General features: G+C 58.5%; 18 protein-coding genes. 5 read left to right on the top strand and 13 right to left on the bottom strand.

All coding sequences use genetic code 11. The annotated features are described in order from the left end of the window. Positions 1 to 6 precede the first annotated feature (6 nt). The 9 genes from DWZ54_RS05975 to DWZ54_RS05935 all read right to left on the bottom strand — a co-directional run bounded on the left by DWZ54_RS05975 (position 7) and on the right by DWZ54_RS05935 (position 11,512). On the bottom strand, positions 7 to 555 hold the full coding sequence (locus DWZ54_RS05975; RefSeq protein ID WP_118474900.1) for a hypothetical protein: 549 nt from the start codon (positions 553 to 555) through the stop codon (positions 7 to 9). A 75-nt stretch (positions 556 to 630) separates the two neighbouring features. After that, positions 631 to 2,175 (bottom strand): ribonuclease Y, encoded by a 1,545-nt coding sequence (gene rny / locus DWZ54_RS05970; protein ID WP_118015754.1) that lies wholly within the window; start codon positions 2,173 to 2,175, stop codon positions 631 to 633. A gap of 178 nt (positions 2,176 to 2,353) precedes the next feature. Then, positions 2,354 to 4,111, bottom strand: coding sequence for a diguanylate cyclase (locus DWZ54_RS05965; RefSeq protein WP_158573625.1), 1,758 nt, complete (start codon positions 4,109 to 4,111; stop codon positions 2,354 to 2,356). A gap of 98 nt (positions 4,112 to 4,209) precedes the next feature. Further along, entirely contained in the window at positions 4,210 to 5,217 is a 1,008-nt protein-coding gene (locus DWZ54_RS05960; protein WP_118474898.1) for a nicotinate-nucleotide--dimethylbenzimidazole phosphoribosyltransferase, read from the bottom strand. Positions 5,218 to 5,242: 25 nt separating this feature from the next. Beyond that, positions 5,243 to 6,031, bottom strand: coding sequence for an ethanolamine ammonia-lyase subunit EutC (eutC, locus tag DWZ54_RS05955; RefSeq protein ID WP_118474897.1), 789 nt, complete (start codon positions 6,029 to 6,031; stop codon positions 5,243 to 5,245). Continuing rightward, entirely contained in the window at positions 6,028 to 7,425 is a 1,398-nt protein-coding gene (locus DWZ54_RS05950) for an ethanolamine ammonia-lyase subunit EutB (RefSeq protein ID WP_118474896.1), read from the bottom strand. The genes eutC and DWZ54_RS05950 overlap by 4 nt, the downstream gene beginning before the upstream one ends. A gap of 57 nt (positions 7,426 to 7,482) precedes the next feature. Beyond that, positions 7,483 to 8,892 carry an ethanolamine ammonia-lyase reactivating factor EutA gene (locus DWZ54_RS05945; protein WP_118474895.1) on the bottom strand — a complete coding sequence of 470 codons (1,410 nt, stop codon included), beginning with the start codon at positions 8,890 to 8,892 and terminating at the stop codon, positions 7,483 to 7,485. 2 nt (positions 8,893 to 8,894) lie between these two features. Beyond that, positions 8,895 to 10,286, bottom strand: coding sequence for an ethanolamine permease (gene eat / locus DWZ54_RS05940; protein WP_199663274.1), 1,392 nt, complete (start codon positions 10,284 to 10,286; stop codon positions 8,895 to 8,897). A gap of 305 nt (positions 10,287 to 10,591) precedes the next feature. Then, positions 10,592 to 11,512 (bottom strand): SLC13 family permease, encoded by a 921-nt coding sequence (locus tag DWZ54_RS05935; protein ID WP_199663272.1) that lies wholly within the window; start codon positions 11,510 to 11,512, stop codon positions 10,592 to 10,594. Positions 11,513 to 11,532: 20 nt separating this feature from the next. Between DWZ54_RS05935 and DWZ54_RS05930 the strand changes: the two genes are divergently transcribed. The 3 genes from DWZ54_RS05930 (at position 11,533) to DWZ54_RS05920 (ending at position 15,873) form a co-directional block, all read left to right on the top strand. Further along, positions 11,533 to 12,414, top strand: a complete 882-nt coding sequence (locus DWZ54_RS05930; RefSeq protein WP_118474894.1) for a LysR family transcriptional regulator — start codon at positions 11,533 to 11,535, stop codon at positions 12,412 to 12,414. A gap of 134 nt (positions 12,415 to 12,548) precedes the next feature. After that, positions 12,549 to 14,504 (top strand): peptidase U32 family protein, encoded by a 1,956-nt coding sequence (locus tag DWZ54_RS05925; protein ID WP_118474893.1) that lies wholly within the window; start codon positions 12,549 to 12,551, stop codon positions 14,502 to 14,504. A gap of 130 nt (positions 14,505 to 14,634) precedes the next feature. After that, positions 14,635 to 15,873, top strand: coding sequence for an aspartate aminotransferase family protein (locus DWZ54_RS05920; protein ID WP_118474925.1), 1,239 nt, complete (start codon positions 14,635 to 14,637; stop codon positions 15,871 to 15,873). 83 nt (positions 15,874 to 15,956) lie between these two features. Here the strand turns inward: DWZ54_RS05920 and DWZ54_RS05915 are convergent, their stop codons facing one another. Beyond that, positions 15,957 to 16,202 (bottom strand): hypothetical protein, encoded by a 246-nt coding sequence (locus tag DWZ54_RS05915; RefSeq protein WP_118474892.1) that lies wholly within the window; start codon positions 16,200 to 16,202, stop codon positions 15,957 to 15,959. A 106-nt stretch (positions 16,203 to 16,308) separates the two neighbouring features. On the opposite strand from DWZ54_RS05915, the gene DWZ54_RS05910 reads away from it, so the two are divergent. After that, positions 16,309 to 16,860, top strand: a complete 552-nt coding sequence (locus DWZ54_RS05910; protein ID WP_118474891.1) for a phosphoribosyltransferase family protein — start codon at positions 16,309 to 16,311, stop codon at positions 16,858 to 16,860. Positions 16,861 to 16,985: 125 nt separating this feature from the next. Here the strand turns inward: DWZ54_RS05910 and DWZ54_RS05905 are convergent, their stop codons facing one another. Then, positions 16,986 to 17,486, bottom strand: coding sequence for a hypothetical protein (locus tag DWZ54_RS05905; RefSeq protein WP_118474890.1), 501 nt, complete (start codon positions 17,484 to 17,486; stop codon positions 16,986 to 16,988). Positions 17,487 to 17,729: 243 nt separating this feature from the next. Here DWZ54_RS05905 and DWZ54_RS05900 point away from each other — a divergent pair, with 243 nt between their 5' ends. Beyond that, positions 17,730 to 18,017: a hypothetical protein gene (locus tag DWZ54_RS05900; protein WP_118015744.1), complete on the top strand. Its 288-nt coding sequence runs from the start codon at positions 17,730 to 17,732 to the stop codon at positions 18,015 to 18,017. Positions 18,018 to 18,068: 51 nt separating this feature from the next. On the opposite strand, the gene DWZ54_RS05895 is transcribed toward DWZ54_RS05900, so the two are convergent. Together DWZ54_RS05895 and DWZ54_RS05890 are read right to left on the bottom strand one after the other, a co-directional pair. Then, positions 18,069 to 18,746 (bottom strand): hypothetical protein, encoded by a 678-nt coding sequence (locus DWZ54_RS05895; protein ID WP_147369899.1) that lies wholly within the window; start codon positions 18,744 to 18,746, stop codon positions 18,069 to 18,071. A gap of 17 nt (positions 18,747 to 18,763) precedes the next feature. Further along, complete coding sequence (locus DWZ54_RS05890) at positions 18,764 to 24,319, bottom strand: UvrD-helicase domain-containing protein (protein ID WP_118474888.1); 5,556 nt, start codon at positions 24,317 to 24,319, stop codon at positions 18,764 to 18,766. Positions 24,320 to 24,504: the final 185 nt, after the last annotated feature.

Raw genomic sequence — 24,504 nt, 5'->3', positions numbered from 1 at the left:
TGATGATCAGCGGTTGTAGACGACCACGCGGTCGCCTTCGCGCACACCGACCATGCGGCTCCTGAAACGCATCTCCTGTGCCTGCCCGAGCATCTGATCGAGCAGGTCGCTCTGGACGGTCGCGAAATCATTTTCGAGGTTGTCGAGGGAATGATTGTCCACGACGAGCGCTGAACCAAAGGTCGTGTGCATCAGCTCAGTGATGAGCGTGAGTTCACCGCGCCGCAGCGTCGCCACTTCGCGCGTGATGTGCAGGAGCACCGTCTTGTCCCCGACGGCCTCGCCCGTGATGGCCAGGTATGGCTTCTGTCCATCCTCCAGCGCATGGTAGGTATCGAGACTTTCCTGCAGGAAATGCGTGAAGGGATTGATCTTGTCCCAGTCAATCTCGCCCTGCAGGATGAAATCGAGGACGAGGTCCCCCATCTTCGGATCATACTGCACCGAGCTGACCTCCGGGTAGCAGACGAGCAGCGAGGCCAGGAACTGGATGCCGGCCTTGTCCTGCACTTTGTTGTACGCGCCTGGGGAGCGCAGCCAATTGAAACCAAACATAATTATCCCCTCTAAGCGACTGAGGGTCCGGGGCAGACGCCCCGCACCCTCAGTACATGGTATTTTTGCTTTTGCTTATTTCGCATAATCGACGACGCGCGTCTCGCGAATGACCGTGGCCTTGATCTGGCCAGGATACTCGAGCTCGTCCTCGATCTTCTTAACGATATTGTGTGCCAGTGCAGCAGCTTCGGCATCGTCCACCTTGTCCGGCTTGACCATGACGCGGATCTCACGACCGGCCTGGATGGCAAAGCAGCGCTCAACGCCATCGAAGGACTCGGCAATCTCCTCAAGGCTCTTGAGGCGCTTGAGATACGATTCGAGGCTTTCACGGCGCGCGCCCGGGCGTGCCGCCGACACGGCATCAGCCGCCGAGACGAGAACGGATTCCACGCAGGTCGGTTCCACATCACCGTGATGGGAAACGATGGCGTTGATGACATCCTTCGACTCGCGATACTTGCGCGCGATATCGCCGCCGATCGACGTATGGGAGCCCTCGACCTCGTGGTCGATGGCCTTGCCGATATCGTGGAGCAGGCCGGCGCGCTTGGCGAGCATGACATCACAGCCGAGCTCGGCCGCCATGACGCCGGCGAGATGCGAGACTTCCACGGAATGGTTGAGCACGTTCTGGCCGTAACTCGTGCGGTAACGCAGGCGGCCCAGGAGCTTGATGAGCTCCGGATGCAGGCCGTGGACGCCCGTCTCGAACGTCGCCTGCTCGCCGGCTTCCTTGATGCGCTGGTCGACTTCGCGCTTGGCTTTCTCGACCATCTCCTCGATGCGTGCCGGATGGATGCGGCCATCCTGGATCAGCTTCTCGAGTGCGATGCGCGCGATCTCACGGCGCACGGGATCGAAGCCCGACAGGATGACGGCTTCCGGCGTATCATCGATGATGAGGTCGATGCCCGTCAGCGTTTCGAGCGTGCGGATATTGCGGCCCTCGCGGCCGATGATGCGGCCCTTCATCTCGTCGTTCGGCAGGGCCACGACGGAGACGGTCGTCTCGGCGACGTGGTCGGCTGCACAGCGCTGGATGGCAATCGACAGGATCTCGCGGGCCTTCTTGTCCGCTTCATCCTTCGTCTGCTGCTCATACTCCTTGATCTTCATGGCCTTCTCATGCTTGAGCTCTTCCTCAGCTTCTGCCATGAGCATCGTGCGGGCTTCCTCAGCCGTCAGGCTCGAGATGCGTTCGAGCTCAGCCTTCTGCTGCTCGTGCATCTCATCGATGGCCGCCTGGCTCTTGTCGAGGCGGACTTCCTTGCGGGTCAGGGCCTCCTCTTTCTTCTCGACGGACTCGAGCTTGCGATCCAGGTTCTCTTCCTTCTGCACGACACGGCGTTCCTGACGCTGGAGCTCCGAACGGCGCTCTTTCGTGTCGCGATCGAGTTCCTGACGCAGACGGTGGATATCTTCCTTCGCTTCGAGCAGGGCTTCCTTCTTTTTCGTCTCGCCCCTCTTCTCAGCGTCTTCTACAATTCGTTTTGCTTCAGCTTCGGCGGAACCGATCTGTGCTTCAGCCGTGCGCTTGCGCATCACATAGCCGATGCCGGAACCGACAAATACTGCTACTATTACCGCTAATATTATAGTAACGATAATATTCACCCCCCTTTTCTTTTTTTGCTTTCATGCTTTTATTTTTGTATTGGTTGTTGTACGTCCTGGCATACGTGACATAACTATACCTTTCCATTTTATAGTTTTTTATATCCAGTGTCAAGAAAACGGCCCCCGGAATTGTGGTCGAAAAACCACCCGGAAGCCGCTTTTTTGAATATTATTTTCAGTCCCAGCTGCTCTCATCGAGCAGCACGACGTAAAAGATTCTGCCGTAGAAATCCGTATCGACGAGGCGGCCCTTGTCGAGCACGCGGCGCAGGCGGCCTTTCTTTGTGAGGATGCGGTAAACGACAGCATCCGTACCCGCGCTGCCGGACGCAGCAATCTGCTCGTCAATGCTCGTTTCCACGCGGTCGTAATCATCGGGATGCACGATACCGCGGAACGTCCCATTCGTATAGGTGAGGAACTCCTCGAGCGTATCGCAGTCGAACAGATGGATGAGCTCGAGATTTGCAAAGAGAATTTCCTCATGCTCATCAGCCTTGTAGATGAGGATGGCTCCCGGCAGATGCATGGCGATATCCTGAAGGCCGAACGCCAGCTGGCTCCGGCCGGCTTCGCCGACATGCGGCTGATACTGTGACATTCCCTGCTTGCCGCGCAGCTTCACCGCGTAGAGCGCGGCATCGGCGCACTGGAAGAGACTCGAGCGCGAACGGGCCTGGGCCGGGTATTCGGCATATCCCATCGAAATCGTATAGGAGTGCACTTTGCCATCATAGCGGAACAGGTGGCGCCGCGTGGCAAAACCGTCCAGGAGAGGGCCTGCCTCCGCTGCTGGCATGCCGCGGAACAGCGCGCAGAATTCATCGCCACCATTGCGGCCGACAAAGGCCACGTCCGAGAAATGCTGCTGCATCGTATGAGCGAGATTCTTCAGAGCCTCATCGCCGGCGCGGTGGCTGTTGAGATCGTTGACGAGCTTGAAATTATCGATATCGATGATGACGGCCGTCGCCTTCTCCTCCGGATGCTTGCGCAGCCATTTTGAAACGGCTTCATCAAAGCCCTGCCGGTTGTACAGCCCTGTCAGGGAATCCGTATTGGCCATGCGGTGCAGATGATTGCGCCGTTCCTGCAGCTTGAGCAGGAGCATGGTCATGCCCGTCAGGAGGAAGACAATCCCGAGGCCCAGAAAAAATGACAGGACGAGCGGGAACGAAGGCTGCCAGCCCCGCTCCGGCATGATCTCAAGCTTCCAGTAACAGCCGCCGTAGAAAAACGTCTGCGCTTCTGGACGGTCCAGATACTCCCTGGAGGCCAGGACCACATGATATTCATCGTCTCCCGGTTCCGTCTTGGAAAGCCGGTACTCATTGTGCGTGGCCTTGAGATCATTTGCCATGCTCTCAAAGATGTCCGGCGCCTTGAGAACGACGATGGAAAAGCCCCAGAAGCGTTCCGTCCCGTCCGGATTCTTAAAGAAAATGGGCTGACGCACGGCGAGGCCTTCATGGCCCTCGCTGAGCTGAAACGGTCCCTGGATGATCGTGGCCTTGTTGTCGCGGCTGTACGTGACGCTCTGCACGCGGTCAGGCAGGGCGAAGAGGTTCTCCTTGCCGATGATGCGGGCCGATTCCGGATAGACATCGGCGATGATGCCGTCAGGAGCCAGCTGGATGCTGTCGATATAGGGACTCCTCTGCATCATGCCGGCGGCTGCTTTGGCAAAATTCCTCGGCATGCCGCCCTCGTCCATGATCATATAGGCCATCATGTCCGTGGCAATGCTGCTGCGGTTGAAATCCTTCTCGAGTTCATCGGCATAGATCTGGGCATTGAGGGCGCAGCGGTCCCGCATCATCATCTCTTCGTTCTTCGCCAGGCGGCTCACGATCAGCAGGAAGATCAGGAGACCGACAATAAAGACAGCCAGAGGAATGAGTCTTCTTTTATAACGATTGGCGTTCCGCTTCATGATTTGCTCCTTTTCGACCTCGCATCGCCATCCACTTTCTTTATAATACCACAAAACAGGCCTCATTCCTTCGCAGCGAGGCCTGTTGATAAATATTTTTATTGATTGGAACTTTTGACCAGTTCCTCCATGGTCTTCATATGCCGCACGGTGTAGAGCATCGTGCGCAGCAGCGAGAAGCCCAGGATGGCGCCCGTACCCTCGCCGAGACACATCTCCGCATGAATCGGCGCGTCGTCCGGCCTGATGCCGCCCGCGCGCAGGGCAACGGCTGTGCCGGGTTCCTTGGAAAGATGTGTCGGGATGGCCATCCTCGTCACTTCGGGATTGATCCGGACGGCGCAGGCCAGGGCCACGGCCGTGATGAAGCCGTCGAGCAGGAACGGGATGCGTTCTTCCGCACAAGCCAGCATGGCCCCGCAGAGCGCGGCGAGGTCAAAGCCGCCCACGCAGCGCAGGATGTCCTGCGGCGTCTTCATCAGGGGCCGGTAGTGCTTCGTGGCCGCCGCGATGACTTCGCGTTTGCGCAGCACGATCTCCGGATGGCCGGGATTGGCACCGCAGCCCGTGATATCCTCAAGGTCCGCGCCGGTCAGCGCATGCAGCACGGCAGCCGATGTCGTCGTATTGCCGATGCCCATCTCACCAAAGGAAAGCAGATTGCATCCTTCTTTCTGCGCCTGCCGAACCATCTCACGGCCCACATCACAGGCGCGCCAGAAGTTGCGCTCGCTCATGGCCGGGCTCTCGAGAAAGTTCTCCGTCCCCTTCGCGACCTTGCGGTCAATGCCGACAGCTTCATCACTTCGGATGCCGACATCCACCACGGAAAGCGGCACCTGCTGGACCTTGCAGAAGCAGCTGATGGCCGCGCGGCCCTCCACCATATTCTTTGCCTGCAGATACGTGATGTCCTGGTCCTGTGCCACGACACCGGCCGCGACGATGCCATTGTCGGCCGCAAACACGAAATGATGCGGCCGCAGCTCCCATTCAATCTGCGGCCAGGCGCGGAAGAGCTTCTGCACCTCTCTCTCCAGGAGCCCCAGGCTGCCAGGCGGCACGGCCATGCGCGCCGTCAAGCGCTGTGCTTCATCCATCAGCATCTTGGTCCCTCCCTTCTGAATCGCGTTAAATCTTGAGTTCCACGCCGCTCTTCTTCTCGCGCATGAGGATTTCCGTCAGGTGCACGACCTGCGCGCCGGCCTCAAGCGGCGGGATGCCATGCGCGTAGATATTCGAGACGACCGTGCGCTGAGACTCCGGCTTCTCGCTACTGGCCTCATACGCCATGTAAACGCTCATGCTCTCGCCCGTCGCAAGGCCCGGGCGCTCGCCGATGAGTTGGATCGTGACCTTGGCGCCAAGTGCTTCGCTGATCTTGTCCATCGTCGCCACGCGGCTGTAACGCACGAAAATCGGCGTGCCGACGCGATAGCCCTTCTCCGCGAAACCATCCATCATGATGGCGTAGATATCGCGGAGGTTGGCATTGATGGCAAAGCCGCTGAGCCCGTCCGCCACGATGATTTGCACATCGGGATTGTGGATGCAGTCTCTCTCGATGGTTGCCATGGTTTCTGCCGAGAAGATGCGGCCGCGGTCCGGCCGGCGGACGTATTCCTCCTTGTCCTTTACAAGCGTCTGCACCTTGTAGAAGCCCATCTCATCGATGAGTGTCTCATCGATATCGGTCCAGACGGCATCCTGGGCAATGGCATGATCGGCGCGGAACTTCAAGAGCGTCTCCGTCTTGAAACGGTCGCCGGCACGGCCGATGCCCAGACGTGCATTCGTCGTCTGCTTGAGTCTCCGGATCATCTCCAGATTGCGCGGATGGTCGACGAGCACCTTGTCCTTGACTTCCGGCAGGGAAACATCCGGCACGAAATCCTTTCCGACAGTCTGTTCGCAATTCATACGGCTTTGCCTCCCTGCATCATGTGATCAACGTGGAAAAATATCGACGGGTCCCCTGCCAGTCCGGTCAGGTGCCCTTCTTCATCGAGAATGCCGAGTTCCTGCAGGCGCTGCGCAAATTCGCGGATGGGCTTCTTGCCCGTGAGGCGCCGCAGGGATGCCACATCGTGATAACTCGTCGTCTGGTACATCAGCATGACGTCATCGCCGCCCGGGATGCCCATGATATAGTTGCAGTCCGCCATGGCGAGCATCATCGCGAGATTCTCGAGATCATTCTGGTCGGCGCGCATATGGTTCGTGTAGCAGACATCGCAGCCCATCGGGATGCCCGTGAGCTTGCCCATGAAGTGATCCTCGAGACCGGCGCGAATCATCTGGCGGCCATCGTAGAGGTACTCCGGGCCGATGAAGCCCACGACCGTATTGACGAGGAACGGATGGTAGCGCTTCGCGAAGGCGTAGCAGCGTGCCTCCATGACGAGCTGGTCGGCGCCGTGATGGCCGTCCGACGAGAGCTCCGAGCCCTGCCCCGTCTCAAAATACATGAAGTTCGGCCCGGTCGAGCTCTTCTTCTCCTTCATGATGGCGTACGCTTCATCCATGAGTGCGACATTGATGCCGAAGGCGCGGCTCGCCTTCTCGGACCCCGCCAGGCTCTGGAACATCAGGTCCATCGGCGCGAGGTTTTTCTCGAGCACCTTCATCTGTGTCGTGACATGGGCGAGCACACAGTTCTGCGTCGGCAGCTGCCACTTGTTCATGAACTCCTTGAATTCCTTGAGGATATCCGCCACACTGTCCATCGTGTCGACGGCAGGATTGAGCCCGATGACGGCATCGCCGACGCCGTAGCTGATGCCCTCCATGACGGAGGCCATGATGCCTTCGGGGTTGTCCGTCGCATGATTCGGCTGCAGGCGCGCCGAAAGCGTGCCCGGCCGGCCGATGGTCGTGTTGCAGGTGGCCTCCACATGCATCTTCTGCGCCGCATAGACGAGATCCATATTCGACATGAGCTTGGCGACGCCCGCCACCATCTCCGCCGTCAGCCCCGGACGGATTGCAGCGATTTCCTCCGGCTGCGCCGCCAGCAGGAATTCGCGGAATTCCCCGACCGTCAGCGACTGGATTTTCTGGTAAACATCTTCATCCACAGCGTCCTGGTCCGCGCGCGTCACATCGTCGTCCTCGTAAGGCACGACAGGATTCTCACGCAGGTCCCGGAGCGTCATATCGGCCAGCACGGCCTTGGCGGCCACGCGCTCGACATTGCCGCGCGCCGCGATGCCGGCGAGCATATCGCCGGATTTTTCTTCATTGGCCTTGGCCAGCACATCCTTGACATCGCGGAATGCATAGGTCTGGCCAAAGAGGGTTGTCTTTAACTTCATGAAAATTTCCTGCTTTCCTTATAGCAAGCCTTCCTTATGGATACAGGAAAGACTATATCAGCTCTTGAAAATCAGCGTCTTGACGATGACGGGCACCGTGCCGGCCACTGAATGGCCCACGTCGATGTAATCGCCCGGCAGCGCGCGGATGCGGTCGAGACAGATGATGCGCCGCCCGCCGCCGGCCTGACGCTTCATCAGGAGTCCCAGGGCCTTCGCGAGGTCCTGCTCGAGAACGACGAGCAGCAGGCCGCGCTCGCCGGCCGTCGCGGCAACCAGGCTGTGCGCGAGCTGCTTGAGCGCCGTATAATCACTGCGTCCGGGACCGGAAAACGCGATGGCCACCTGCTGATTTTTCGGATAGATGGCGCGTTTCATGCGATATTCGCTGACGATCGTTCCCGGCCGCTCCGGGTGGTCGAGGCGGATGACGGGGATGTTCTTGAGCGGTGCCCAGTCATCGTGCATGAGTACCGTGCTGCCACTCAGATGGATGGCATGGCTGCCCGCGCCGATGACTGTTGCACGGATGCGTTCTTCCGCCTCCAGCAGTGTCACAGCCGGTTCTGACCGGAAGCGGCGGCGAAAGGCTGCGCCCACCAGCGGGCCGATATCGCCGTACGCGAGCACCTGCTGCCAGCCGAGCGTCTCGGGCTGATTCCCATAGATGCACTCGGCTACACCGCCGGAGAACATGACGGCAGGCAAGGGCTGTGGCCGCTTCCCATGATTGATGAAAAGTGCCTCTTCCACAGGTAGTAGCGGCTTTCCGAGGCAGAGCCTGCAGCAGATATCCGCAAAGCGGTCCGCCAGCGCGCGAAGATCCGCAAGCTCTGCCGCCTCCCCTTCCCGTATCGTCAGCCCCATCTCCGACACGAGCGGGCGGATGCGCTCCGACACGTAAGAGACGCGGTGATTGGGCGTCAGGCGCACGAGCCGTCCGCCGATGTCGAGCGCAAAGGCATCCTGCAGCTCGCCATTGCTGAAAACAGCGACATTCGTCGTGCCGCCGCCGATATCGAAATTGGCGACCGGCTTGGAAATCCGCTTGGAATACGCTGCAGCACCTGCACCGTAGCCCGCCAGCACCGACTCAAGATCCGGCCCGGCCGTCGCCACGACGAAATCACCGGCAAGCGCGGAAAGGTTCTTCACTGCCAGGCGGGCATTCTGCTTGCGGGAGCTCTCTCCCGTGATGATGACGGCACCCGTCGTCACCTCTTCGCGCGTAAGCTGCGCCCGGCGGTATTCATCGGCGAGCAGGCAGGATAGAGCCTGCTCGTCGATGCTGCCGTCCGCGCGCAGCGGCGTGAAATGGATGGGACTTTTATAGAGGATTTCCTTCTTCGCGATCTTGACGTCCGGCACCGCCGTATAGGAATGATCCTCGAGCGTGAGCCGGCTGAAGATGACCTGCGAAGTCGTCGTGCCGATATCGATGCCGGCACTGATGATTTCCTGCTGCATGATCAGGCATCCTCATCGAGATCATCGAGCACGCCGAATTCCTCCTCGAACGGACGGATGTGCTTGTTGCCATGCAGGAAGTAATAGGCAATCGCGACGGCGTAAATGCCGACGACGTAAGGAAGCACGGCACTCGATGCCATCAGGAGGCTCACGAGGCAGAAGACGGCCATGATGACGCTGACGGCAGGGATGACGAGGCTCGGCACGCGGAACGGGCGCTTGAGCGCCGGCTCCTTATGGCGCAGGATGAAGAACGAGACGAGGCTCGTCAGATACATGACGACGGAGCCGTAGCAGGCAATGGTGATGACGAGGTCCGTGAGTCCCGTCAGGGCCGTGAACAGGCAGACGATGCCCGGCAGCACGAGTGCCCAGACAGGCGTATGGTGCTTCTCATCGAGATGCGCGAGGAATTTCGGCAGATAGCCCGTGCGGGCCATGGCGTACGTCTGGCGGGAATAGCCGACGATGATGCCGTGCAGCGAGGCCACGAGGCCGAAGAGGCCGATGCCGCTCATGAGCAATACGGGCAGAGAGCCGTCGCCATAAGCAGATGCAAGGGCCATGGGCAGCGGGAAGTCCACGGCGGAGATGGCCGAGACATCGGCGATGCCGGCCGTCAGGAAAAGCGTCAGGGCAGCCATGACGAGCAGCGTTGCCATGCCGCTCAGGAAGCCCTTCGGGATATCGTGCTGCGGGTCGACCATCTCCTCGGCGCTCATGGCACCGCCCTCAATGGCCAGGAAGAACCAGATGGCAAACGGTACCGCCGCCATCACGCCGCCAAAGCCGTTCGGCAAAAGCGGCGTCGTCAGTACGCGGGAGGCATCGAAATGCGGAGCCGCGAGCAGCCAGTAAACGACGAGCCCGGCCAGTGCGATGATCGTGACGGTAAGCTCGAATGTAGCCGATGTCTTCATGCCGAGGTAATTGAGGAAGATGAAGAAGAAGAACGCAGCCACGGTCGCAACCATCGGATCGACGGCAGGAATCAGCGCATGAACGTAGCCGCCGACTGCCAGCGCGATGGCCGGCGGGGCAAAGACGAACTCGATGAGGCAGCTGATGCCGTTGAGATACCCGCCGAACTTGCCCATGGCGCGGCGCGCATAGGCGGAAGGGCCGCCCGCATGCGGGATGGCCGTCGCGAGCTCCGAGTACGAAAGGATGAACGTCACGTAGAAAATCGTGACGGGGATCAGCGCCAGGGCCAGTCCCATGACGCCGCCGGCGGCAAAACCGTAGCTCCAGCCGAAATAATTGCCCGAAATGACAAGGCCCACGGCCAGTGACCACAGATGAATCGGCTTGAGTACGCGCGTCAGGTTCTCATCCTGCGCGGCTTCGGCCGGCCGGGCGACCGCCATGGCATTGCTGTGATGATTGCTCATACAAATTCCCTCCTGTTGCAAAAAGCCAGTCGTCCCCCTGCACAGCGCGGCGAACCGCACGGCGGGAACAACTGGCTTCTTTGCCTGAAGTATTTCTATTATTACGATTACGTATAAAATTCATCTCCCACCAGATGAAAAGGCGCCTGATGAGAGAACGGGCCCATCCTCTCATCAGGCGCCTTTGCCTGGTTGAACGATAGTTGTAATATAGCATGACAAAATGTACTTGTCAACAACAAAATCTGACACAAATCCACTAAAAACATCCTCACATCGTGAACTCATGTTCTTGTACATATCCATCAGCCCGCGAGGAATGTCATGGCAGCCCAGCAAACACAGGTATTGACCAGCATGGTCAGGATCGACAGCCGAAGGCCCTGATGCATCTGGACCTTCGCATCGAGGCCGTAGCCCACGGGGATGGCCCTCGTCGTCACGGGCAGGATATAGGCACAGGAGCTCGCCGCAATCGTGCCGATGACATACGGCACAGGCGGAAGGCCGAGCGTCTGGCAGACGGAAACCGTCAGAGGCAGGCAGATGAAGACGGCCAAGAGAATCGGCACGAACCAGCACATCCATTCGATGTACATGAATTCGTGGCCCGTCAGGTCCTCGATATACGAGATGGCCACGAGATTGGCCGGGCTGCCGATGGGCATACCGAAGCCGCCGATGCCGCTGCCCCAGCCGATGGCAAGCAAAATGGGCACGGCTGCCGCGCTTGTACTGATGTCCTTCTGTCCCGTGACCTTGAGCATGCCGGCTGCAATCGGGCAGAGGATGGCCGCCACGACTGTATTCGGCAGAAAGGCCGACATCAGCACGGAGGCAGCCAGCCAAACGAAGATCTGCTGGCGCATGGACGTGCCGATGAAGCAGATGGCGCGCAGCGAAATGCGCCGGTCGAGCCCCGTCGTGCTCCAGGCCATGCAGATGAGATCGGCCCCGAGCAGCAGCACGACGATATCCGTGAAATACTGGGAGATCACATGGCTGTTCGGGATCAGAGAACAGACGGCATTGACGGCAATGGGCAGCATCGAGGTCACGGCGATGTGCACCGGGCGGAAGATCCACCAGAGTGCCATCCAGAAGGCCGTGCCCACCGCCAGCGCACCCGCCCAGCCCGTCAGGGGCGACAAGATAAGGCTGGCCAGCAGGAACGCCAGCGGCCCCGACCACAGCTTCTTCAACGTTTCTTTATCAAAATGCATCATCCGCACCTCCACAGCTCTTTTTGTATACATTATACGAGACACTCTCCGCGCACATCGCCCAGCTCGAGCGCGAAATCGGCGCGCCGCTCGTCGTGCGCCGCGTGCCGCTGAGCTTCACCTGGACCGGGCAGGTCTTCTACCAGCACGCGCTGAAACTCCACAAAGAAGAAGACGCCATGCGCAAGGCTCTCGCCGATGCCTGCCAGGAGGAGACGGGCTGCCTGCGCATCGGCATCGCACCCAACCGCGAGCACGCCATTCTGCCCGCCATCCTCAAACGCTATACGAGGGAGCATCCCGGCATCCGCATCCAGATGACGGAGGATATCAACCGCCACCTGATCCAAAAGCTCAGCGAAGGCGGGCTTGACCTGGCCATCGTCCATATGGAGCAGCCGCTCGCCGGCATCACGCAGGAAGCCTTCTATCAGGAGGAAATGGTCCTGCTCATCCCCAATCAGCTGCTCATCGGGCTGGCCGAGGCGCAACAGGTGCCATTTGCCAGTCTGCTGAAGCGCCTCAGCAGCGGCACGCCCGGCTGCCTTGCACCGCTCGCCCGTGCCCCGTTCCTGCTCTCCGAGAGCGGCACCGTACCGGGACGCCTTGCCCGCCGGCTGCTAGCCGAAGCCGATATCGAGCCCTTCGTCCGCGTATCATCCGACAATCTGCGCCTGCTGCTCGAGCTCTGCGCCGCGGGCAGCGGCCTGATGTTCTGTCGTCCCGCCAACCTCATCGCGCGCAACCTCACAAAGCAACAGCGGCAGCGCCTCACGCGCATCCCGCTGCGTACCGGCGAGCGCCTGATCTCCTTCTGCTACCGCCGGGAACTGCATGACTGGAGCCTGCTCGCAGCCTTCATGGACACGGCCCGTCAGATCATGCATGCCTGTCAGGATCACTGACGATTCATGCCGGATAAAAGTATGTTTATTATAATCCCGTGCAAGAATATCCATTGCTTATTTGCTGGCGGGATATATTCCTGTTATAATTAATATTTAGACGATTTGACATCGCGATAAAAGGAGTAAATACTATGATCTTAAACCGCAAATCCGTAGAACTGCTGGCACCAGCCGGTACCTGGGACGCCCTGGTCGCTGGTGTGGAATCCGGTGCCGACGCCGTCTATCTTGGCGGCAAACACTTCAACATGCGCATGCATGAAGGCGATTTCAACTTCAGCGACGAAATGCTGAAAAAAGCCATCGATTACGCCCACGCACACGATGTACGCCTCTATATCACCCTCAACAACCTCATCAGCGACGAAGAGATCCCGGCGCTGCGCCAATACCTCGCCTATCTCAACGAGATTCAGCCTGACGCCCTGCTCGTTCAGGATTTTGCCGTACTCGAACTCGTGCATGAGATGGGACTCTCGATTCCCCTGCACACCTCTGTCATGATGAACACGCACAACGAGCACGCCATCGAGAAACTCAAGGAATACGGCATCACGCGCATCGTCGTCGGCCGCGAGATGACACTCTCCGAGCTCAGCCTCTTCAAGGAGCGCACGGGCATCGAAGTCGAATACTTCATGCACGGCGACATGTGCATCAGCGAATCGGGCCAGTGCATCCACTCCGGTGTCCTCTTCGGCCAGAGCGGCAACCGCGGCCGCTGCCTCAAGCCGTGCCGCTGGGCCTACAAGCTCATCGACGAGCAGACGGGCGAGGTGCTCGACCAGGACGGCCCCGGCGCCTACAAGCTCGCACTCAAGGATATGTGCATGTACCGCGCCATCCCGCAGCTCATCCAGGCCGGCGTCTTCTCCTTCAAGATTGAAGGACGCATGCGTCCCGCCGGCTTCATCCGCCGCATCGTCTCGACGTACCGCAAGGCCATCGATGCCTACATTGCTGACCCGAACGGCTACACGACGGACGAAGCGGGCTGGAAAAATCTCTACGACAACCGCGCGCGCGACTTCACGACGACGTTTGCCTTCGGCCAGCCCGGCAAGAAGGACATCGGCTTCACGGGCGAGCGCGAGCCGCGCTTCTTCAGCCATGCCGTCAAGGAAGCAGGCTTCCAGGATGAAGTGCTCAAGCAGGAACGCGACATCGAGAAGGAGAACGCGCCGCACCGCCATCTGAGCGTCCGCGTCAACACGCCTGCGTCTGCCAAAGCCGCCATCGATAACGGCGCTGATACGGTCTATGTCGGCGGTGAAGCCTTCCGCCCGCTGCGCCCCTGGAAGCTCGGCGACTATGCAGACATCCTCGCCTACGCCAAAGACAAGGCAAAAGTCGTCGTCAATACGCCGCGCACGACGATGCGCCGCGAATGCGGAGAACTCGAACAGTTCTTCACGGCCCTCAAGGGCATCCGCCCCGACGGCATCATGGTCAGCAACCTCGGCTCCCTGAAGCTTGCCAAGAGCATCACGGATTTCCCGATCCAGGCCGACGTCTCCTTCAATCTCTTCAATCATCTGGCCGCGAAATTCCTCAAGGCAAACGGCCTCGTCATGGCAGCGACCTCGTACGAGCTCTCCTTCGAGCAGCTGCGCGAAATCGTCGAGAGTGCCGAACTGCCGCTCGAAACGATCGTCCACGGCACCTACGAGTCCATGATCTGCGACCACGACTTCCCGGCCATGAGCCTGCCGGCCTTCAATGAGCTCGACAACCCGGAAGTCCTCGACCGCCACTACGCCTTCCTCGACACGGCCGGCGAGAAGCACCCGATCCGCATTGACCAGTACGGCCGCAACCACATCGAATTTGCCAAGGACCTCTGCCTCTATCCGTATCTCGCCAAATTCAACGGCCTCGCTTCCTACCGCATCGAAGCACAGGACTACACGCCGGAACTCACGGGCCTCGTAACGAAACTCTACCGCGAAGCACTCGACAAGCTCGCTGCGGGCAAGACCGCCGCCGACGCCTTCGATGCCGCCGCTTTTGAAACAGTCAAGGACAAGAGCCCGCGCGAATTCGGCCTCGGCACCTACCGGTTCCGCCAGAGCCGCAACTCCATCTGACCCATGTGCGGACGCACATATGTCATGAACGTGCAAGGATATAAAAGCATACACAAGGAGGTTTTTCATCTTGGGAGAAAAAACGTACATCGGCCCGGAAGCCATCATCGCGAAAAAGAAGAAGTACATCATGCCCTGCCTCGGCCATTTCTACAAGAAGCCGATGGAGCTCGTCAAAGGCTCCATGCAGTATCTGTACGACAGTGAAGGCAGGAAATACCTCGACTGCTTCGCCGGTGTCTCGGTCATGAACTGCGGCCACTGCAACCCGGCGATCACGAAGAAAGTCGTCGAGCAGGTGGAAACCCTGCAGCATGTCTGCAACATCTACCTGACGGAGAATTTCGTCAACCTGGCGGAGCGCCTCGCGGAAGTGACCCCGGGCGACCTGCAGAAGACCTTCTTCTGCTCCACGGGATCCGAGGCGACGGAAGGTGCCCTGCTGCTCGCCTCCATCTACACGAAGAACAGTGAGATCATCGCGCTGCGCAACGGCCTGCACGGCCGCACGAAGCTCGGCATGAGCGTCACGGGCATCGGCATGTGGCGCACGGATCCGGAGCCTGTCGGCGGCATCCACTTCGCGCCGAACCCCTACTGCTACCGCTGCCCGCTCAACAAGCGCTATCCGGAATGTGACCTCGCCTGCGCCAACGCCATCGAGGATGTCATCGCCACCTCCACGAGCGGCCGACCCGGCGCCTTCATCGCCGAGACGATTCAGGGCAATGCCGGCATCATCGTGCCGCCGAAAGGATACCATAAGCGCGTCAAGGAAATCCTCGCCGCCCACGGCACCCTCTTCATCGCCGACGAAGTCCAGACGGGCTTTGCGCGCACGGGCAAGATGTTCGCCATCGAGAATTTCGATGTGGCGCCGGACATCATGGCCGTCGCCAAGGCGCTCGGCAACGGCGCACCGATCTCGGCCTTCATCGCAACGGCCAAGATTGCCGATACCTACACGAAGCCGGGTGCCTCAACGCTCGGCGGCAACCCCGTCTCCACGGCGGCCGGCCTCGCCGTCCTCGACTATATCGAGAGCCACCATCTCGCCGATAACGCAGCAGCCCGCGGCGAGCAGCTGCGCGCCGGCCTGCGCGAGCTCCAGAAGAAGCATCCGATCATCGGCGACATCCGCGGCCTCGGCCTCATGACCGGCGCGGAATTCGTCCACGCGGACAAGAGCCCGGCCGCCGAGGAACTCGACGATGTACTCGAAACGCTCAAGGACCGCGGCTTCATCATCGGCAAGAACGGCGTTGCCCGCAACGTCATGGCCTTCCAGCCGCCGCTCGTCATCACCGAGCAGGACATCGACGATGTGTTCAACGCCCTCGAGCTCGTGCTGACAGAGAAAAAACTCTGAGCCGTCTGCCGGTGCCCTTGCCTGAACAATGGCATACGAAAAAGCCGCAGCCTCTCATCGCTGCGGCTTTCGTATGCCCGGAATCAATCCTCGTGCTGATGGATCTCAGCCTGCTGCTGGCGCAGGGCCTCGATGCCGATGCGGAATTCGTCCATCGTGAGCGTGAAGTACGGCAGGGTCTTCAGCACGTCGTAGACTTCCTGCTGGGATCTGGCCGCGTCGAGCTGCTCGCCGATGCCATCCTCCGTCAGAGCATGCAGCAGCATATGCGTGATTTCCTCCACGGCACGCTGCTCCTCGCTGAATGATTCTTCCTGATGGGTTTCCATTTTTCCTCTTCCTTTCTGATTTCTACATTCCTGCCTGATTGAACACAATTGCACCTCCCATCTAATCATAGTATAATGAAGGTATACCATTACGGAGAGGTGCAACATGGCAGATAGATTCTATACGTTAAACATCGCAGGCTGCAAGCGCGACCTGCCGGTACTCAACATCAATGACAAGCTCGCAATCGCCGGCTTTGTCATGCTCGGCGACGTGAGCCTGACGCGTGCCTGCGCTCACGAACTCGCCAAAAAGATTCCCGCCGGCACGGACTACATCCTGACGGCTGAAACCAAGGGCATCCCGCTCGCCGAAGAACTGGCGCGCGAGCTCGGCATGGACCGCTACATCGTGGCCCGCAAATCCGTCAAAGCCTATATGGAAAATGCCCTCTGGGTCGAGGATGTCTCCATCACGACCAAGGGCACGCAGAAGCTTTGCCTCGATGGCGCTGACATCGAGCGCGTCAAAGGGCATAACGTCCTGCTGCTCGACGATGTCATCAGCACGGGTGGCTCGATGAAAGCCCTCGTCGAGCTGACGGAAAAGGCCGGCGGCCATGTCATCGGCCAGGCCTGCGTGCTCGCCGAAGGCGATGCCGCCCAGCGCGAGGACATCATTTACCTCCAGCCGCTGCCGCTCTTCGATGCCGAGTAAGCCGGCACCTTAGACCAGCCTTGCAAAAAGCCGCCGCGCGGAGCAGATCATCTGCTTCACGCGGCGGCTTTTCCCGTCCTCCACCATCCTCACGGAATGAAGACCGGACCTGGTCGCCAAAGTACTCAGAACTTCACCGTCACGCCGACACCGACGCCATTTTCACGGCTGCCCTCATCGGGCTTGAAGTTATGATAATTGACGTTGAGATCAACGTTGAGCAGTAAGTTCTTGTTGACACCGACCTGCGTCTCATTGAAATCCTTGCCTGACACGTACGATGCATAAGCATCAAAGCCCATGATCTTCGGCGTGCTGACTGCAACACCGGCAAAGGCATTGTCCTTATCGTTCGGCAGATTCCAACGGTAACCACCGATTACCTTGAGCTCGGAACCAACGACATCATACTGCAGATAGGCGTCCTTGTGGTCGCCCTTCTCATCGCGGTCTGCATACTGGAAGCCAACCGTGGCCTTGTTCGCGACTTTATGCTCGATGTAGCTCTCTTTCGTGCCAACACCGACGGCCGTCTCATGATTGGCCATCTGATTGATTGGCGCCGCCAGGGCGCAGGAAGAACTGACGAGGAGCATTGCCGCCGTCAGCAGTGCTGATTTTTTCATAAGCTGTCCCTCCAAAATCAAATCGTATAGAATGGTATGGATACAGAATATCCAGTAATACAATCTAAGCCTACATGATTTCCGGACAACTGTCAAATCCTTTTGAGAGACTCATTCTCTCTTTCAGTCCGTCATAGTCTGCGAATGGCGGAAATGCGCCACTTCTGATACAATGATCATGATAACGTTTTCCGCATTGCATCCGAACATCCGAACATCCGAACATCAGAAAGAAGGATCATCGTGTCAATCAAGATCACCGGTTACTATAAGCTCCCGCACCAGACCACGCCGGAACTCGTGGACTTCGACGAGGTCTTCAACACCTCCTTCATGCGCCGCTATACGAAATTCCGCACCTTCGAGAAATTCCTGCAAGGCGGCAGATTCGGCATTGAAAGCCAGCGCGATTTCGAGGCTCTGCCCGAGGAGCAGATGGATGCCTGGGTCAGGAAAAGCACGAAATTTTCCTCCTGGCAGGAGATGCTCGACATCGCCACCGACAAATACGTCATGCACAAGAACCGCTGACCAAAATGGCAGCAGCCTGCGTTTCCTGCAGGCTGCTGCCATTTTATCTTCTCATTCCTGCTGCACATCCTGCAGGAACGCCTTCAGTGCCCTGCTGTCGCTGTGCAGCATTTTTTCGGTCAGGCGCTGCAGGGATTCAAACTCTTCCCGCTTGAGCCGCGTATCGACAAGGGCTTCGGTCATCGCGGCGAGATACCGCCTGACCACGCCCTTCTGCCGGCATTTTTGCAGCGACGATTCGTATTCATGCCGAAGGATCTCATAGTCGTGATCGGTCACATGACGGTATTCATATGTCGCCGACTGCCGGCTGTCCTCCGCGATGGTGTGCATTGCCTTGATGGCATTGTTGAAATCCTTGTTGTAGAGCTTCTGGCTCAGGCTGTCTACACGCTGGTTGAAGGATTTCATGGCGAGTTCGAAGCGCTCGACGCGCTCGTTGAAACGGCTGATGACGCGCGACTCGGCGATGAGCCCGTGCTGGCCGTCGCGCATCGCTTCCGTCAAGGCCTTGACTGCCTCGACCTGTTTCTGCAGTTCTTCAAGCGATTGCCCATAGGCGGCAAATGTTCCCGCGGGGTCAGATGCCTTGAGATCCGCATCGAGTCCAGATACATACTGATTGAGTCGGCTGATGTATTTCTCAATGTCCTCCAGCCCCTTCTGATAGCCGATAATTGTTTCGCAGACGCGGCTGAGTTCTTCTTTGCTGTCCAAATCCATTGACATATGGCATTTCCTTTCTCTTATTCTGCTTCATGCAGCGGCCACTGACAGACGGCCTGATGCACCTGCCGGTAATCCGACTGGATCCGCTGCGCGGCATTGGCCGCCCAGCCAGCGAGGGATGTCTGCAGCCATGGATACACCCGGAGGCCTTCGAACAGGGCCTCATAGAAGTTCGCGGCATCCTTGCTGCCCTGCTCCTCGCCCATGCCGTATTTATAGCGCCAGGCCTGCTGCGCTGCGGTGATGAAATCCTTGCCGGCCCTGCCGGTAAGCGCGTAGGCCGCCAGAAATTCACCGCCGGCGATATCCGGGCGCGCCATCATCGTTTCCGGTGCATGACAGCGCGTGCGGCCATGATCCGACCAGTCGGCAGCGATCCCCGCATACGCCCGCAGGGCCGCGGCATACGCCCCGCGGCTTTCGAGCAGGCGGCCGCGGCAATAGGCAATCATATTGGCGTCGCGTCCTTCGGCCTCGTAAATACGCAGGGCCAGGTCGTACTGACCGAAATTCAGGGCATGCTCGGCCGTCTCCAGCCGGTTTTCCGCCACATTCTCGCGGACGCCCTGATACAGATAGCCGAGCCAGGTCATTTCACCATAATCCGCCTTGCCCGTGAGGTTATCCGCATAATCGATGAGGCCTTCACAGACAGCATCTTCGAGGAACTCATAGATTGTCGTGCCCGGAACAGCCTCATCCTCATAGATGATCAGGCAGGCATTGCTGCGCGTGGCGCCGACATAGAAATACTTCCATGCCATCGCCGGATTGCCTCCCGTCTCCGAAAGCACATCGTAGAGCAGCACCGAAGGATACTCCATGCCCTTGCAGTGGAGGATATCGGTCACGGCATCCTCCTCCGTCAGCGGGAAATCCTGCCTGCCGCGGGCCCCCTCAAAGGCAAAGATGGTCTGCAGATCACTCTGCGGCGTCTTGCGCCAGAGCTCATCAATCAGGAGCCGCCGGTTCTTCTCGCCGGCGGCCACCCAGACGGGCCGCATGCCCTGCATGGTCATGGGCGGCACCGTGATTTCATGCATCTCGTCCTGACGCAGCGTCAAAAGTCCTGCCGTGCGGAAATACCGGACCAGATAATTCTGGAAGTCGATGATGCTGCGGCTCGAGCGATAATTGTAATGCAAAAAGCGCGGCCGGAGCCCATAGGCCTCCACATGATGTCCCTGTGCCCGGTCATACGCGTTCGAAGTCGTGCGCATCCAGCCCTCGTCAAAATACGTCGGCTGCACCATCTGGCAGCGGTCAGAAGCCATGCGCTTATGGCGCGTGCCGCTGAGCAGATGAAAGATGGCCAGCAGCTCCCTCTGTGTGAGATCCTGGCATTCATCCACGAAAACAGCTCCGTATTGACGCTCGAGGTGCTTCGTATTCTTAAGCAGCAGCCGGGCCATGTCGTTGTCGTCAAAGAGATGATGGCGGTGCAGATACTGCTGATACCTCTCATAGACGCGGTAGAGCGTCGTCTCCCAGAGCACCGTGCTCCGGCTGGCCTTCTTCTCCCGGCGCAACCGGTCCTGATACTCCGCAGGAGACAAGGCCTCCCGTATTTTCCGGAGCCGCCCGTAATCGATATCCTCCGGCACGGCCCCCTTGATGATACCGTGAATCTCCCGCCAAGCCGCGAGCCGCGTCATCTCTTCCGTCTGCCGGGCAAAGTCTGGGTCCTTGCGATGCCAGAACTGCGTCCAATCGACATGCTCGGCCCAGAAAGCGGAAAAGGCCTCGTAGCTCTGCGCCGCGTTCAAGAGCTGCGTTTCGGGGATTTCCGGATGGATGGCCTTGACTGCCGCCCGCAGAAAATCAAACGTCGTGCGGATCTCAGCCTTGGAAGGCAGGACCTTGCCGTCCTCAAGCTGTTCCTTCTCGAACTCAAACGACAGCGTGTAGACGAGATTCTCCGACATCGTCAGATAAAGCGCATCGTGATGCGGCTGCCGCAGCTCCTGGCGCAGCCACTTGAGCCCGATGACCGACTTGCCCGCGCCGGCATTGCCGATGACCGAGAGATTCTCAGCACGTTTGGCGCTCTCCATCGCCGCTTTCTGATCGTCGTCGAAGACAAAATGCGTCGGCGTCGCCAGATAATCCCCAAACGACAGATGGTGTTTCCTGCCCTGCTCCGGCCAGGAAGAGAGCTGCCGCAGGAAGTCCGCCGTATCATAGTAGACATAGCCGATGCTCTTGCCCTTAAGTTTGCGGATATCCGCCATCTGCCGGTCGTGGCTGCTCAGAGCCAGGAGCGTCAGGATGCCGTCTTTATAGACCATGCTGAGACGATGATCTCCGACGCGCCGCTTGAAGACACGCCGTTTATTCCTGCCTGCCACGAACTTGAAATCGTTGCCGGCCGCCCGGGCTTCTCCGGAAAAGATCTTCTGCATCTTGATGAGACGCTTCGCAAACGTCCGCCGGAACCGCTCCTGATACGCAGCCGGTACATGACGGAAAATATGCTTGTCAAACTGGATGCCGCGAAAAACGGACAGAGCGGGATTCGAGACGGACTCATCCTGCCGCTCAGCCTGTTCAGTCTGTTCAATCTGTCCGATCTGTCCGGAATTGCCGCGCGCCGGCTCCGCCGGCACATCCAAAAGTTCTGCTGCCGAATTTGGCTCGCTCGCAGCATCCTGCTCCGCATCTGCCGAGTCCGTGCTGGCAAAGAAGCGTGCACGCGCCTGCGCTCTCCACGTTTCCTTCTCCGCAAGTCCAGGTGTGAACGGGACTGGCTTATAATTTCGCTCATAGCGGACACGCTTTACAATAGCCGTCAGAAGTGCCTCGATTTCCTGTGGCCAGTCCTCTTGATCAGAAGCCGTCAGCAGGGAACGGTACTGTTCTGTCAGTACCGGCACAGACTGCTCGCTCACCAGCCTCGGCTCCTGCTCGGACACGAAATCATAGAGCTCCTCATAAAGGCTGCGGCTCACATCAAGGAACCCCGGCAAATGCAGAAAATCATTGGAAAAACAGGTATAATACGCTTCAATCGCCGCTTCGCGTTCCTGGTCGAGCAGGATCACACGATAACCCCGGTTCTTGCGCTGTATCTTGAAGGCCGCCCGGATCTGCTGGGCGGTATCTTCTCCAAGTGTTGCAGCCATCAGAAGATGTCTTTGTCCCCTCGTCTCATACACACCATAAGATGGAGGCCGCGAAACGCGATAATCCGCCGCATCCAAGACATCACAATGCTTGGCGGGCAGGCAAATGCAGAGCACCTGCCGGAAGAGCTCCGCTTCCTGTCGGCAGCGGAACCAGCCGAGCACAGAATGGTCCGTCGCATCGCACACGAGATACGGCAGCAGCTGCTGCGCCCGCGTGCGAAATTGTGGATCCGGCTGCCAGAGATACTGGAAGCCGCTCTCATTCAAACTGACGCGCCCCTGCGCGATAAAATCGTTCAGCCGGATGAGAGCCGTTTCGATGTTCTGCGTCACCATGCTGTTTCCACAAGCCTTCTGGCAGGCCAACGCACGCTGCCAGACATGAAGCGGGAATGCACTGACATCCAGCTTCTCGCTCTGCGCCAGCAAATCTGCCAGTGGAGAAAACGCATCATCCGGATCGACCGGGGCAATGCAGAACCGCAGGCCGTAAACCACCACATAGCAAAAATCCTGACGATACATGTAAATGGCTTCATGCGTCCGCATACAGCGCGCCGTCTTCAAACGGTTGAGCATACAGGTCATGTAGCGCGGGAGCTGCCGCGGCCGCCCGTTATACGCGAACAGCAGCGAAAAGGAAGCGGCAAACAAATACGCATCCGCTGCCGTCCGCAGCGGGCAATGACGCGACACTTCATACGCGCGCATGGCATCCGCCTGGCTCACGGCTTCATCCGCGTCACTCGCAAGTGTCAGGAAATACGTCCGGTCTGCCGCCAGCTGTTCAAGAAAGGCCTGCTCTTCCGCGTCCGTCTGATCCTCCTTCTCCTTTTTCATAGCAGGAACCTCTCCTTTTCCTGCAGGAGATGGATTCAACTGCGCAAAGAGGTCCTGCAGCAGCAGCTTGTAGCTCGCCGGGATCTGTTTCTCTTTGCGGAATGCCGTCGCCAGCTGCTTGGAAGAATGCCTGGCATCGTCATTCCGGCTGGCAAAATATTGAAGCCGTGCCATGACCGCGACGCCCTGCTGACGGGCATGCGCAAGGAAATCGCGCGTCTCCTGCCGCATGGCCGTTCCATTTTTCGGCAAGTACCGATCATCAGGCAGAATCTCGGAGCCCAGCGGCATATCCGCAAGGATATCCAAGAGATACTGCTGCCTGTCACTGCTGATGTTCTTCTTCGTCAGTGCGGCTTCCCCGTCCGCTCTTTGGGGAACCGGCGCGATATCCAGCAGCGACTGCTGCACACGCGTCCCGGCAGCAGCTTCTTTTCTGTCTGCCCGCAGCTCTTCACGCTTTTCACGCAGCCAGCGTTTGGCCTCTTTGTACGAATAGAAAATCTCACTGACACAGTCCTCACCTTTGCCCAAAGCCTGCTGGTAAAATTCCTCATTCAGGAAAATCCCGCAAACTTTCCCCCGAGCCACGGCATAATAGCGGCGCTGACCAAACGTTTGCGGCATTGCATCCTCTTCCTTTTCTTTTTCCTTTTTCACGACTGGCTTAGGCAAGGCCCCAGAATCCGGAGTCTTCGCCGGCTGATATATGCCAGGATCCGTCACGTTAAAATAATGCTCCAGCTGTTCCCGTAATTTGGATGTGCGTACATGATGGACTTTCTCCTCATTCTGTTTTTCCTGATATAAGGCAAAAATCCGCATCCAGGCTTTCGCAGCAACAGCGTTAAAATCAGGAAAATCCAAGTCATACGCAAGGATAGCGGCCTGCTCATCAAAGGCCGATTGCAATGACAGGATTGAATGGTACTTCTTTTTGTTTTTCTGTACCCAGCGGAGCAATTCCTGATAAAACTCCTTCGCCCGCTCATCTTCGCCTGGCAGGATGAGCGCGAGCATCTGCTCGTCCTGCAGAGCCGTATCATTCGTCGAAGTATCCAGCCAGGCAAAGCTGCCATGAGGATATTCCTTCTGCCAGGCCTGCTCGAGCAAAGATTGACAAACCTCATCATAACAGCGGCAGATACGCAGGCACCGCCCGTTCGTCATATCATAAAAGTCCTGCTGCCATGACGTTCCTGCTGTGATGCCGCGATAAAAACGACGATACGCATAACGCACCATGACTTCAAAATACGGCCAGTATTCTTTTGGAAACAAACGCTCGTAAGCCGCTGCCATCGTCTCCTCATCCTCAAAACGGTCCGATGCCAGGCACTCTTTCATATCAGCCATCAGGACCCTGTACCAGTCCACCCGGTGTTCCCGCTGTTCCTGTTGAAAATACATGCGGGCAGGCTCCGGCAAACAGCGCAGGCGCAGCGTATTCTCTGCGTCCAGGAACAAACCAGCATCCACGTCCAGTCCAGCATCACGGAATGCCTGCAAAAGGAATTGCGCATAGTTTCGATTCACAGCTTTCAAGATGACGTTGCCGTCATCATCCTGAAACCGATAGATTTCAAACTGCAGCTTTGCTCGCCACATACTATCGCCTCCCGTCAATACAACGCGTTCTCATTGCCACGTTACATCAATGTGTATCCCGAATCGATGCCAATGCAAGTCCTGGCCACACGCTCGCTTAATAATAGCCCAGACCGTAACGCAAAAGAGGCCAGGTGGCAACAGCAAGACTATGAGAAATTTGATCATTGCTTCCCGAAACATAA

The organism is Mitsuokella sp. AF33-22 (genome assembly GCF_003475755.1).
Taxonomy (GTDB): Bacteria; Bacillota; Negativicutes; order Selenomonadales; family Selenomonadaceae; genus Mitsuokella.
Note: the sequence above shows the minus strand (reverse complement) of the source record. Positions and strands in the feature narration are given on the sequence as shown.

Bases quoted from the DNA above. Each gene is read 5' to 3' on its own strand.
- DWZ54_RS05975 (WP_118474900.1), bottom strand. From the start codon at position 555: ATGTTTGGTTTCAATTGGCTGCGCTCCCCAGGCGCGTACAACAAAGTG.
- DWZ54_RS05965 (WP_158573625.1), bottom strand. From the start codon at position 4,111: ATGAAGCGGAACGCCAATCGTTATAAAAGAAGACTCATTCCTCTGGCT.
- DWZ54_RS05960 (WP_118474898.1), bottom strand. From the start codon at position 5,217: ATGCTGATGGATGAAGCACAGCGCTTGACGGCGCGCATGGCCGTGCCG.
- eutC (WP_118474897.1), bottom strand. From the start codon at position 6,031: ATGAATTGCGAACAGACTGTCGGAAAGGATTTCGTGCCGGATGTTTCC.
- DWZ54_RS05950 (WP_118474896.1), bottom strand. From the start codon at position 7,425: ATGAAGTTAAAGACAACCCTCTTTGGCCAGACCTATGCATTCCGCGAT.
- DWZ54_RS05945 (WP_118474895.1), bottom strand. From the start codon at position 8,892: ATGCAGCAGGAAATCATCAGTGCCGGCATCGATATCGGCACGACGACT.
- eat (WP_199663274.1), bottom strand. From the start codon at position 10,286: ATGAGCAATCATCACAGCAATGCCATGGCGGTCGCCCGGCCGGCCGAA.
- DWZ54_RS05935 (WP_199663272.1), bottom strand. From the start codon at position 11,512: ATGATGCATTTTGATAAAGAAACGTTGAAGAAGCTGTGGTCGGGGCCG.
- DWZ54_RS05925 (WP_118474893.1), top strand. From the start codon at position 12,549: ATGATCTTAAACCGCAAATCCGTAGAACTGCTGGCACCAGCCGGTACC.
- DWZ54_RS05920 (WP_118474925.1), top strand. From the start codon at position 14,635: ATGCCCTGCCTCGGCCATTTCTACAAGAAGCCGATGGAGCTCGTCAAA.
- DWZ54_RS05915 (WP_118474892.1), bottom strand. From the start codon at position 16,202: ATGGAAACCCATCAGGAAGAATCATTCAGCGAGGAGCAGCGTGCCGTG.
- DWZ54_RS05910 (WP_118474891.1), top strand. From the start codon at position 16,309: ATGGCAGATAGATTCTATACGTTAAACATCGCAGGCTGCAAGCGCGAC.
- DWZ54_RS05905 (WP_118474890.1), bottom strand. From the start codon at position 17,486: ATGAAAAAATCAGCACTGCTGACGGCGGCAATGCTCCTCGTCAGTTCT.
- DWZ54_RS05895 (WP_147369899.1), bottom strand. From the start codon at position 18,746: ATGTCAATGGATTTGGACAGCAAAGAAGAACTCAGCCGCGTCTGCGAA.
- DWZ54_RS05890 (WP_118474888.1), bottom strand. From the start codon at position 24,319: ATGTGGCGAGCAAAGCTGCAGTTTGAAATCTATCGGTTTCAGGATGAT.